The 11,373-nt window shown below is 39.4% G+C and carries 10 protein-coding genes; 3 read left to right on the top strand and 7 right to left on the bottom strand.

Annotation, left to right across the window (positions count from 1 at the left end):
* Positions 1-238: 238 nt before the first annotated feature.
* The gene (mnmE, locus tag E1140_RS05285) at positions 239-1,609 is read right to left on the bottom strand and encodes a tRNA uridine-5-carboxymethylaminomethyl(34) synthesis GTPase MnmE (RefSeq protein WP_155179890.1); all 1,371 of its coding nucleotides are present in this window, start codon (positions 1,607-1,609) and stop codon (positions 239-241) included.
* Between the two features lie 76 nt (positions 1,610-1,685).
* On the opposite strand from mnmE, the gene E1140_RS22010 reads away from it, so the two are divergent.
* On the top strand, positions 1,686-2,564 hold the full coding sequence (locus E1140_RS22010) for a LytTR family transcriptional regulator DNA-binding domain-containing protein (protein WP_185153438.1): 879 nt from the start codon (positions 1,686-1,688) through the stop codon (positions 2,562-2,564).
* A 98-nt stretch (positions 2,565-2,662) separates the two neighbouring features.
* A complete protein-coding gene (locus tag E1140_RS05295; protein WP_155179896.1) occupies positions 2,663-3,325 on the top strand; it encodes a DUF2306 domain-containing protein in 663 nt (220 codons plus the stop codon).
* On the opposite strand, the gene E1140_RS05300 is transcribed toward E1140_RS05295, so the two are convergent.
* On the bottom strand, positions 3,315-4,763 hold the full coding sequence (locus E1140_RS05300) for a GAF domain-containing protein (RefSeq protein ID WP_155179899.1): 1,449 nt from the start codon (positions 4,761-4,763) through the stop codon (positions 3,315-3,317). The genes E1140_RS05295 and E1140_RS05300 overlap by 11 nt on opposite strands.
* Before the next feature lie 204 nt (positions 4,764-4,967).
* On the opposite strand from E1140_RS05300, the gene E1140_RS22015 reads away from it, so the two are divergent.
* Positions 4,968-6,776 (top strand): OmpA family protein, encoded by a 1,809-nt coding sequence (locus E1140_RS22015; RefSeq protein ID WP_155179902.1) that lies wholly within the window; start codon positions 4,968-4,970, stop codon positions 6,774-6,776.
* An 11-nt stretch (positions 6,777-6,787) separates the two neighbouring features.
* Here the strand turns inward: E1140_RS22015 and E1140_RS05310 are convergent, their stop codons facing one another.
* Genes E1140_RS05310 through E1140_RS05330 form a run of 5 tightly spaced genes read right to left on the bottom strand, consistent with a single transcriptional unit; the run spans position 6,788 to position 11,327 of the window.
* Positions 6,788-7,672 carry a metal ABC transporter permease gene (locus E1140_RS05310; RefSeq protein ID WP_155179905.1) on the bottom strand — a complete coding sequence of 295 codons (885 nt, stop codon included), beginning with the start codon at positions 7,670-7,672 and terminating at the stop codon, positions 6,788-6,790.
* Entirely contained in the window at positions 7,665-8,954 is a 1,290-nt protein-coding gene (locus E1140_RS05315; protein ID WP_155179908.1) for a metal ABC transporter permease, read from the bottom strand. The genes E1140_RS05310 and E1140_RS05315 overlap by 8 nt, the downstream gene beginning before the upstream one ends.
* Complete coding sequence (locus E1140_RS05320) at positions 8,954-9,757, bottom strand: metal ABC transporter ATP-binding protein (protein ID WP_155179911.1); 804 nt, start codon at positions 9,755-9,757, stop codon at positions 8,954-8,956. Before E1140_RS05320 ends, E1140_RS05315 begins: the two co-directional genes overlap by 1 nt.
* A gap of 8 nt (positions 9,758-9,765) precedes the next feature.
* Entirely contained in the window at positions 9,766-10,686 is a 921-nt protein-coding gene (locus E1140_RS05325) for a metal ABC transporter solute-binding protein, Zn/Mn family (RefSeq protein WP_155179914.1), read from the bottom strand.
* On the bottom strand, positions 10,671-11,327 hold the full coding sequence (locus E1140_RS05330) for a metal-dependent transcriptional regulator (RefSeq protein WP_155179917.1): 657 nt from the start codon (positions 11,325-11,327) through the stop codon (positions 10,671-10,673). The genes E1140_RS05325 and E1140_RS05330 overlap by 16 nt, the downstream gene beginning before the upstream one ends.
* Positions 11,328-11,373: the final 46 nt, after the last annotated feature.

An 11,373-nucleotide genomic window follows, 5' to 3' on the forward strand; every position in this document is an offset into this window, starting at 1 on the left:
GTTGAATATTCTGTTTCATATTATATTGTTTAAAACATTAGGTTAGCGAGCGTGCCTGCTATTTCACTAATTTTTACGAATTTAAGGTATTTTTGATTTCTCTTAGGCCATTTACGCCACATGGGACCATATTTCTGTGGTTCTAGTAGAACTGTGGCCATTGGTGTTTGAATGTACCACAGATCAACTCCTTTCTCTCAAAGATGCGGAGCAATAGGTGCTTTCTGTTTTGTGATGATTACTTCCCAATACAAAACTTACTGAAAATATTGGCCAAAAGATCATCGGTGGTGATCTCACCTGTGATTTCACCTAAATAATGCAGCGCCTGGCGGATGTCCATAGCCAGGAAGTCACCAGTTACATTCATGCCCAGCCCGTTGAGTACATCTTGCAGAGCATCTCTGGTTTTTAGCAGGTTGTCATAGTGCCTGATGTTGGTCACTACCGTATCACCAGTTTTGAAGTTGTCAAGGTTTACCACTTCTAAAATGCGGTCTTTAAGCGCATCTAGGTTGTCTTTGCTGTAAGCTGATATTAGTACAGAGCCTTTGATCTTTTCAATGGCTTCTTTGATCTCTGCTTTTGCCTTATCCAACTTGTTACCCACCACTATAAATGGGATGCCAAGGTTCTCCAGCTTGTTAATCTCGCGGTGCATGTCCACCAGCTCGTCATTGGCCATGTCCACCATGTAAATAATGAGCGAAGCCTTTTGCATTTGCTCCTGTGTACGCTTCACACCCATGGCTTCGATGATATCGGTTGTTTCACGGAGACCGGCCGTGTCAATAAACCTGAAGTTGATTCCGCCCAGATTAATTTCATCTTCAATGAAATCACGAGTGGTGCCGGCAATATCTGAGACAATGGCCTTTTCTTCGTTTAATAAGGCGTTGAGTAGGGTAGACTTGCCTGCATTTGGCTTGCCTGCAATTACAGTAGGTACACCGTTCTTAATTACATTGCCCAGATCAAAACTGGAAATTAGTTTTACAATCACGGCTTGCAGGTCATTGATCAGCTTTTTAAGATCATCTCTATCGGCAAACTCCACATCTTCTTCGCCAAAATCCAATTCAAGTTCAACCATAGAAGCAAAATGGATGAGCTCTTCGCGCAAAGTTTTAATCTGCTCCGAGAAGCCACCGCGCATTTGCTTTAAAGCTGCTTCATGAGAAGCTTCTGAATCGGCATTAATCAAATCAGCAACAGCCTCAGCCTGTGCCAGGTCAAACTGACCGTTAAGGAATGCACGCTGTGTAAATTCACCAGCTTTTGCAAGACGGGCACCATTTTGCAATAATACTTTGATCACCTGCTTCAATATGAAAGGTGAGCCATGACAGGAGATCTCCACTACATTCTCCTTGGTAAATGACTTAGGCGCTATAAACAGTGATACGAGTACTTCATCAACTACTTTATCGCCATTTCTGATAGTACCAAAATGAATGGTATGCGACTCCTGCTTGGTGAGGTCTTTACCCTTAAATACCTTATTGGTAATTGTAATGGCTTCATCGCCAGAAAGGCGTATCACCCCAATGGCTCCAACTCCCGGAGCGGTTGATAAGGCAACAATAGTATCCTGTGTAGATGGGTTCATATTCTAAATTTTGGCAAAAGTAGGAATATTACTTTCTACATGGCAAGAATAGACCGACACGCTTTATATTTGAATGGTGATTGATAAGATAAAGCGCTGGGGCTGCAAGCCACATCCTAATGATGAAAGTATACTTACCAGGTTAAAACGTGCCGCAATATTCGGTCTATTTGTAGCGGGATTTTTAGTGTTCTTCAGACCATTTAACCTGGATAGCATTCGCGGCTGGACACTGTATCAAATCTGCCTGCAGTTTGGGGCAATTACGTTTTTGAGTATTGTCTTAATGAGCATTTTAATTCCCTACTTTTTTAGCAGCTTTTTCGCACCTCAAAAATGGATGGTATGGAAAGAGTTATTATACACCATATTAAACTTTATCGTTATAGGTTTTGCCAATTCTGCCTTTCTATATGCAATGAACTATATACAAGGGGGCTTTTGGGAAGTGATAATTGATCTGCAGGTTAGTACATTGGCTGTGGGTATTATTCCTGTCTTCTTCTATATCTATTATGATCAGGCCAAATACTTTAAAAAGTATGCTCTTGAGGCCCAGAAAATCACTTCTCAGATTAAAGAGCATCCAATAGGGGCTGAAGAGGAGCAACTGCTGGTCCTTAAAAATGAGAATGGAGAAGTCGAATATCAAATACCAGCATCACAATTGCTTTTCGTGAAGTCTGATGGCAACTATCTGGAGCTCATCATTTCAGAGACAGAAACTGTCAAAAAGCATTTACTTCGAAATAGAATTAAGAATGTGTTGGAGGAAATGCCAAACATTTTTGTGCGATGCCACAGAAGTTATATTGTTAATCTTGAAAAGGTGAGGAGTGTAGATGGCAATGCGCGTGGCTACGAGCTTACACTTGCCAATACTGAGATGAAAGTGCCTGTTTCCAGGAATCTTGCGGATAGCGTTTTGTCTGCTATTGAGCAAAAAACGACATAAATTCTTCCCATTCATACCATCATCTTCCATTCTACACCTTTGATTTTTTGATATCCGATTAAGGGCTTTCATTTGGCCCATCAACTAATCGATATAAAATGGAACCACTCAAAGTAATAGCAATTTCTCATGTGATAGCAGGTGTAATATCACTCATTACAGGCCCAATGGCAATGACAACTAAAAAAGGAGGACAGGCTCACCGCAAAGCCGGCAAAGTGTATTTCTATGCTATGACTTATGTATTTATCACTGCTGTGGTGCTCTCTTCCTTTAAGTTTATCCCTTTCTTATTTATGATCAGCTTTTTAAGCTATTATGGGTGCTTTAGTGGGGTTAGGATATTGAAATTGAAAAAGCTACATAAAGATCAAAAGCCTAAAACTTATGACTGGTTTGCCGGAGCCTTCACCATGTTAGCGGGGTTGTCATTTGGTGGATATGGTATCTACCTGTTGACAACCGGACAAGAGGCTGTACTTGGTTGGTTGTCTGTTTTCTTTGGAGTGTTTACAATTAACGCAGGTGTCGGAGGACTTAAGCTTTTTATAAAGAGACCAACAAATGCCTTCTACTGGTACATATATCACATTGATGGCATGATGGGAAGTTACATTGCAGCAGCCACTGCTTTTGCAGTCACCATGGGCAGAATGACGGAGTTTAATCACTGGATACTCTGGGTTGGGCCAGCAATGCTTGGCGTTCCTTTAATTAGTTATTGGAAGCGTCTTTACAGAAAGAAATTTGCTATAGCCTGATATTATCACGGCTCACCTCACCGTGTTCTTCAATAGCACGATTGATCTTGTAGGTTACTTCTTCCAATTCATGTATCGAATTGCTCATATGACCCAATAGTTCCGAGTTTTGCTGGGTCTGCATTTTGAACAGGTTGTAAAGACCGCTTATTCTTGCTACAGGGGCTCTTAGAATATGAGAATTGATATAGGCATACTCGGTGAGCTGCACATTTTTGATTTCAAGTTCTTTGGTTCGGTCAGCAACAATTCTTTCAAGATTATCATTGATGGTGGTAATCTCAGCATTCTTTGCTGTGAGCAGTTTATTCTGTTCCATTCGAGCTTCAACACTTATGGAATAAGATAGAAAATCGCCAAGAGCCTTTAAAAAAAGACTTTCTGCAGCCCCCCAGTCTTTGAAAGAGTCTTGCTGTTCACAACATATCACACCACCTAACTTTCCAAGATTGAGGAAAGGTGCATCCATCATTGATTTGATATTGAGTGGTTCAAGATAACTTTGGGCAAACTCATTAGTCATGTCATCATTCACCGCATCTTGTGCTATAATCAATTGCTGTTTTTTTAGAGCAACAAAATATTTAGGGAAGTCCTGGGCTCTCAATTTGGTTTCTGGCGAAGTCATGACTTCATTTTCAAATAGATATTCGCATGTTATACAGCCTTCATCACTGTGGTAGTTCCATAAGCTGATTCTAGAAACTCCAAAACATTTTTTGCCTACCTTTAATAGTTCCTGCTTGGCTTTATCAACTATCCCCAGGTTTATACTTTCTGAATTCCCCAATTTGATTAATGCTTCCAGGTACATTTTAACCTTCTGATTTTCTTCTATTGTCTTCGATTCGCTTTTATAAACCTGATACTTAAGATTGGTCAAAACAAAGGCAATAAAGAAATAGGTGATCCCAGAATACAAATTAGCAGAGAAAAAGTAGTCATCACTTTGTAGCCCAAGCTGATAGAAGCCAACATTGAAATAATTATGCACAGGATCAAACGTTGCCAATGCTATAAATGAAGGAAGGGCGGCCAGTATTAGGCTTTTAACTTCTTTGAGATCATAAAGTATAAATGGTATAATGGCCGAATTGATGATTACCAGACGCACATCAAAGTAGTTGACTGAGTTAATAAAAACCACATCGTTGTGTCCTGCTTTATTCAGAACTGAAATAACTAACGCAAGAATGGGTAACAGCGTGCTTAAAATAAATCTGCTTAGTTTATTTAGGCCAAATTTGTTAAGCACATATGGCGTTAAAAATATGGGGGCTAACAGCCAGATTGTAATATAGAGTGTCGTGTCTCTTTGGAGTGAAACTATAAAATAGACCAGTCCTAAAAGTACCATCAATACCGTAAGAATTACAGAAATTCTATCTGTCAGCTTGACATTTCTTTTAAAACTCTCACGTAGGTAGTAATCCTTCATTACTTTGCTTTATCACCGTAGGCGCTTAAATCAAGCTTCAAGTATACAGTATATATTAATGTAAAATATAACTAAATGTTTGATTTTAAATGAATTGGGCCAATTTATGTCATCACATTGTTTAAGTGATTTGATATAGATAAATATAGTATTTATATTAAGGGTTGATTTTTGTTCGAAAAGCGGCTTATTTTTTAAACTGACGTGAAAAAGCTCCTAGCTATAACAACCCTTTGCTTACTGGCATCATTGAAGATGCAAGCCCAGGATGACCCTGTGGCTTTAGCCAATGTATATCTTGAACAGGCAGACCAGATTTACAAACAACAGAAAGAGGCTATAGAGATTGCTAAAGAATTGTACATTCAGGCAGCAGATCTAGATCCCTCAAACCTGCGAGCCAATTGGATGGCAGGCAGCCTTTACCTTGAAACTATCAACAAGGATCAGGCTTTGCCTTATTTGTTGAGAATACTGGAGCAGAAACCCAATTATCGTTTTGATTTATTATATCATATTGGCCGTGCCTATCATTATGGCCTTGATTTCGATAACGCTTTGAGCTATTATGAACGGTATAAGAAAAAGGTGCTGGGTGACAGAAGCTATAGAGGAAGAGACAGGGTGATGCCTCAGGTAGTATCACGCAGAATTTTAGAATGCAATAATGGAAAAGACATCATTAACAAACCATCACAGTATTCAATAGTGCCAATTGGCGAAGAAATTAACTCAGTATGGCCTGATTATGCCCCGGTGCTTAACTATAAAGGAGATGTGATGATATTTACCTCAAGAAGGCAGGAGGATAATACCAGCCCTGATGTGGATAAGGATAACTTCTATTTTGAAGATGTATTTATCTCAAGAAAAGTTGGTGGTAAATGGAGTCCTGCTAAGAATATTGGCCCTCCGATCAATACTGAGTATCACGATGCAAATATTGCATTGTCGCCTGATGGAAACAGGTTGTATCTGTACAAGGACACCGGAGCTGGTGATATTTATTACTCAGATTATGATGGACAAAACTGGTCAGAACCTGAGTTTCTAACCAATAAAATAAATTCCAGCATTTACAGTGAAAACTCTATTACTGAAACGTCATCACCGGACATGGTATTCTATACCAGCAGCAGACCAGGTAATGAAGGCGGTATAGATATTTATTACTGTATTAAAGATGATAAGGGTAAGGATTGGTATAAATCTAAAAGCCTTGGAGCAGTAATTAACACTCCTGGTGATGAGGATAGTCCATTTTTGGCTTATGATGGCAAGACCTTATATTTCAGCAGTACCGGTCATAAAGGCTATGGCGGTTACGACATTTTTAAATCAGTATACGATAGTCTAACAGGAGAATGGTCTATTCCTGAAAATCTTGGTTATCCTGTAAACACACCGGATGATGAGATATCTTTCAATATTTCTCCGGATCAAAGAACCGGGTATTACGCTTCGGTAAGAGAAGGTGGTTTGGGTTTTAGTGACATATTCATGGTTAAATACCATGGTGATAATTTAGATCAGAAGGCTTTAATAGCTGCTAATTATGGAAATCCGGATGCACCCGGTAATAATTCGGGCACTACTACTGAATCAGGTGCTGTGAAGATTGCATCAAATGATATTGAGCCTGAATATGATGAGCATGAGATAAAGTTGATGGATGAAACACACCGCATTTTCTTTAATAATGATCAAAGTGCCATTGGGGATAAGCATCGCGCTGAATTGGACAGCATTGTTCAAATGATCTACAAATACAGCTTCTTAACAATTGATATTGCGGGTTATGCGAGTAAGGATGGTAATCCTCGTTATAATCTCGAGCTTTCCAATAAAAGAGCTTTAATCGTTCTTAATTACCTCGTAGATCAGGGGGTAGATGAGAGTAGAATAGTGGCTCGTGGTTTTGGATCCATAACTGATGAAGAAGGTGATGCAGAAGAGCATAGAAGAGCAGATGTAAGGATTGTTTCCAAGCTTAAAAAGAAGCGATCCGACTGATCGTTGAGCATTTAATGCATAACGGCTTTTTCTTTTCTAAATTTCTTTACCAAATAACCTTCAGTAGGTGAGAATAAGAAGGCCAATCCAAAAAACAAGCCTGCCATTGTTGCCATGGCACCTGCTATAGATCCATCCGTAGCGACAGCAAGATAATATCCTGAAACTGAAACTAGTACACCAATAATGGTGGTCAAAACCATCATTTTGAATAGATCCTCAGTGAGTAAATAAGCTGTGGCCGGTGGCGCTATAAGTAATGCTACCACTAAAATGGCTCCAACAGATTCAAACGAAGCTACAGTGGTTATTGATACGGCACCCATTAGTAGATAATGCCATAAAACCGTTGAAATGCCAACAGCAGTGGCATAAGCAGGATCAAAGGTGGTTAGGAATAGTTCTTTGTATCCTGTAGCAATAAATACCAAAATGATTAAAAGAACTGTGCCAGATATATACAAAACCCTTGGTCCCATGACCGTGCCTGCATCGGTTATCCAAAGATCGATAGGCACATATGCAATCTCTCCATAAAGTACACAATCCTGATCAAGATCTACTTTACCGGCAAATACCGAGATCAATATAACTCCTATGGCAAAAAGCCAAGTAAAAGTCACACCAATGGAAGCATCAGTCTGTAGTTTTCCTTTCTTATGAAAAAACTCAATAAGAAAGGTAGTTAAAACACCAATGATACCAGCACCTATCACCATGGTAACAGAGTCTCTGGAGCCTGTGAAAAGGAAAGCCAGAACAATGCCGGGTAAAACAGCATGCGAGATGGCATCACCAACCATAGCCATTTTTCTTAAAATGAGATAGCACCCTAGCAAACCGCAAGCGGTGGCTACAAATGAACCTGCCAATATAATTTGCAAATCGTTACTCATATGGTATTTCTGATTTATGAGGATCAGTACTCGGGTAGTTTAGCAATTTCTCAAGCCTTGCTTCAAGTTCTGGTGTTAAAACGTGCTCTATTGTATCGGCATCATCGTGAACATGGTCTGGAGCAATGCGCAAATACTGAATTAAATAAACTTCCCAAAGTCGATGAAGCTTAACAACACGCTGACCTTTATTCTTACCTTCAGTAGTAAAAAACCAAAGCCCATCACTATGCTTCAAATAGCCTTCACGCTTTAGTCGCTTTAAGCTTTTTATAAGCAAATCTCTTCTTAAAGTTCTTTTAGAAAGGATTGTTTCGATGGTTCTTTTGTCGAAGAAGTTTTTCTCCTCTTCTCCCAGTTGATAAAGTGCTTTTAGTATGTTTTCATCCACTATATGTTTTTTGATCCTCTTTTGGGTAAGCAATCTTTGAATTATACCTCGGCCAGGAGCAAAAAAGAAGGAGAAAAAGGCAATGCTTGATATTACAATAACAATCCAGGGTCCAGTAGGCATAGAAGGCGCTACATAAGAGATGTAGGCTCCAGATATACCACTAAAAGCTCCAAAAATAGCAGCAAGCCATATCATTACCTTTATTTTCTCAGTCCAGAATCGGGCTGCAGCTGCTGGTGTTATAAGCATAGCAGCCATAAGGACTACGCCTACAGCTTGTATCCCCACCACTACAGCTAATACCGTTAGAGTAGTAAGAATCAGCTCCATTGCTCTAATTGGCAAGCCTACAGAGGCCGCAAAGTCTTTGTCAAAGGAGATGAGTGTAAACTCTTTAAAGAAAAGGTAAACAGCCACTAGTAAAAGCACAGCTACCAGCCCAAAAGTGATAAGGTCTGAGCCTACCAGAGAGGCCGCTTTTCCAAATAGAAACTGATCTAAACCGCTCTGTGCAGCATTACCGGATTTTTGAATGATAGTCAGTAGAAAAATTCCAATCCCGAAAAATACAGATAGAATCAGGCCAATGGCCGTATCTTCTTTAATTTTCGATTTGGAAGAAATGAAATCAATAAGCGTTAACGCTATCCAGCCTGTTGTAAATGCACCTATAATTAATACCAAAGGATTTTTCTCGCCATATAATATGAATGAAAGACAAACGCCAGGCAAAACGGCATGAGCTACGGCATCCCCAACCAAGGCTTTCTTTTTTAGGAATGTGAAGGAGCCAACAATTGCAGAACTAGCTGTAATTAGGATTGATCCTAAAACAACATACCTTACATTCGGGTCACTGAAAGAGAAAAAGTCGAGAAATGTTTCCATTAATTCTTTACTTCTGTTTGCTCACGACTTGGGAATCTGCCTTGTTTCAGTAGGTTTCCTACTTCAGATAGCAAAGTAAGCTTCCCACCATAGGTTTCTTGTAATATTTCAGAGGTAAAAGTGCTTTCCGTAGGGCCAGAAGCCACTAATCTCATATTCAGCATAATTACCCAATCAAAATACTGTGGAACTGATTGAAGGTCATGATGCACCACAATCACAGTATTTCCGCGTTCTGTCATTTCTCTGAGTAGTTTGATAATCGTTTTTTCTGTAGCTGCATCAACACCTGCAAACGGCTCATCCATAAAATATAGATCCGCTTGTTGTGCCAGTGCCCTGGCTAAAAATACACGTTGTTGCTGCCCTCCTGAAAGCTGAGAGATTTGACGGTCTTTAAAAGCTTCCATGTCCACTTTTCTTAAGCAGTCCATTGCTACTTCAATATCGGCCTTTCTTGGTCTTTTAAACAACCCAAGCTTGCCGTATCTTCCCATTAACACGACATCAATGACCGAAGCTGGAAAATCCCAGTCTACAGTTTCGCGCTGAGGTACGTAGCTGATCCTGCCTCTAACCTTAGAAAGGTCCTGATCGAAAAGTTTTATATAGCCACTGCTATTGGGTATTAATCCCATTACAGATTTAATAAGTGTTGATTTCCCAGCGCCATTCGGGCCAATTATACCAATTAAATGACCTTTAGGCAGAGATAAATCTACATCCCATAAAACAGGTTTTTTGTCGTAAGACACCGTTAGGTCATGGATTTCAACAATTGGATTTTCTACTTGAGTGATCATCTTAATTACTATTTTAAAGCGCTAACAATTGTTTTGACATTAGCCCGAACCATTCCAACATAAGTACCATCTGCTGATCCTTTGGCACCCATTGCATCAGAGTAGAGGTTGCCACCAATAAAAACATCATATCCACTTTGCTGACAGCCTTCAACAACAGCATTGATAGCTTTATTGGAAACTGAGGTTTCTACAAAAACTGCCTTGATCTTATTGGTTTTTATGTAGTCCACAAGGTTAGCAACGTCTCTCAGCCCATATTCCGAAAGGGTAGAGATGCCTTGGAGGCCCATTACTTTAATATCATAGGCTTCACCAAAATATCCGAATGCATCATGAGCTGTGATTAATACCCTTTGAGTTTCAGGGATGGTACTTATTTCCTTTTGGACAAATGAATGTAGTGAGTCGAGTATTTTAAGATATGTACTAGCATTTTGCTGATAATAGCTTGCATTAGCAGAGTCGTATTGTTGCATGTAACGATTAACTTCTTTAACTGCTTCCTGCCATAGTTTTACATCAAACCATATATGTGGGTCATAGTTATTATTAAATTCAGGAACTTTCCTCAAGCGAGCAGGAGAGATGCTATTGGCAACGGCTACTACAGGTTTCTGAAATGCTAACTTTTCAAACACTTCACCCATTTTGCCTTCAAGGTGCAGTCCGTTATAAAATATGATGTCTGAGCCGGTGAGTTTCTGCAGGTCTCCCTGTGTGGCTTTGTATAAATGAGGGTCAACACCAGGCCCCATTAAGGCCTGAACATCGGCCTTATCTCCAACGATATTCTTTACTGCATCTTCAATCATTCCAGTGGTAGTAACAATCGTAATTCTTCCATTATCAGAAGACTCGCTGTTAGAGTTGCACCCTGATAAAATGATACTTATTAAAAGAGCTAAACCTGCTATTCTGATATCCATATATTTTCTGAAACCTCCTTTGAAATGAAAACTGTTTTCTTAGAATCTATTTGTATTTCTAATGAGCCATCAAACTCTACCTTTTCCAAAATTTTAACTTTTGCTCCCAGGTAAATACCGATTTTATCCAGATATTTTAGAAATGCATTACTTGTATCTTTTACAGATACGATTATTCCAATCGTATCTGCTTTTACATGATTTAGGGCTACTTGTGGTTTGGATTTATACTCACCATTTTCATCTGGAATTGGGTCACCATGTGGGTCGAATTTGGGGTAGGCCAGAAACTCATCAAGGCGTTTAATGAGCAATGCCGAATTGATGTGTTCTAACTGCTCTGCTACCTCATGAACTTCGTCCCAATTGAACTTTAATTTATCTACTAAAAAGGTCTCCCAAAGTCGATGTTTTCTGATGACCTGCAGCGCAGCTTTTTTTCCTGATTCAGATACATGCACGCCTCTATATTTTTGGTAGGAGAGAATCCCTTTGTTAGAGAGTTTTTTGATCATGTCCGTTACTGAAGCAGCCTTGGTGTTAAGGCTTTCTGCAATGGCATTTGTTGAGACTGCACCATCAATCTCCTCTGACAGATGATATATTGTCTTTAGGTAATTTTCTTCCGCAAAACTTAACATAGTGCCAAAGATATGATTTTTAGATATATCTAAAAATATTTTTCAT

Origin of the sequence: Fulvivirga lutimaris (assembly GCF_009711525.1) — a bacterium.
In the GTDB taxonomy this organism is placed as follows: Bacteria; Bacteroidota; Bacteroidia; order Cytophagales; family Cyclobacteriaceae; genus Fulvivirga; species Fulvivirga lutimaris.

What these genes read in the sequence shown, in the direction of transcription:
- mnmE (WP_155179890.1), bottom strand. Translation starts at nt 1,609, where the DNA reads ATGAACCCATCTACACAGGATACTATTGTTGCCTTATCAACCGCTCCG.
- E1140_RS05295 (WP_155179896.1), top strand. Translation starts at nt 2,663, where the DNA reads ATGGAACCACTCAAAGTAATAGCAATTTCTCATGTGATAGCAGGTGTA.
- E1140_RS05300 (WP_155179899.1), bottom strand. Translation starts at nt 4,763, where the DNA reads ATGAAGGATTACTACCTACGTGAGAGTTTTAAAAGAAATGTCAAGCTG.
- E1140_RS05310 (WP_155179905.1), bottom strand. Translation starts at nt 7,672, where the DNA reads ATGAGTAACGATTTGCAAATTATATTGGCAGGTTCATTTGTAGCCACC.
- E1140_RS05315 (WP_155179908.1), bottom strand. Translation starts at nt 8,954, where the DNA reads ATGGAAACATTTCTCGACTTTTTCTCTTTCAGTGACCCGAATGTAAGG.
- E1140_RS05320 (WP_155179911.1), bottom strand. Translation starts at nt 9,757, where the DNA reads ATGATCACTCAAGTAGAAAATCCAATTGTTGAAATCCATGACCTAACG.
- E1140_RS05325 (WP_155179914.1), bottom strand. Translation starts at nt 10,686, where the DNA reads ATGGATATCAGAATAGCAGGTTTAGCTCTTTTAATAAGTATCATTTTA.
- E1140_RS05330 (WP_155179917.1), bottom strand. Translation starts at nt 11,327, where the DNA reads ATGTTAAGTTTTGCGGAAGAAAATTACCTAAAGACAATATATCATCTG.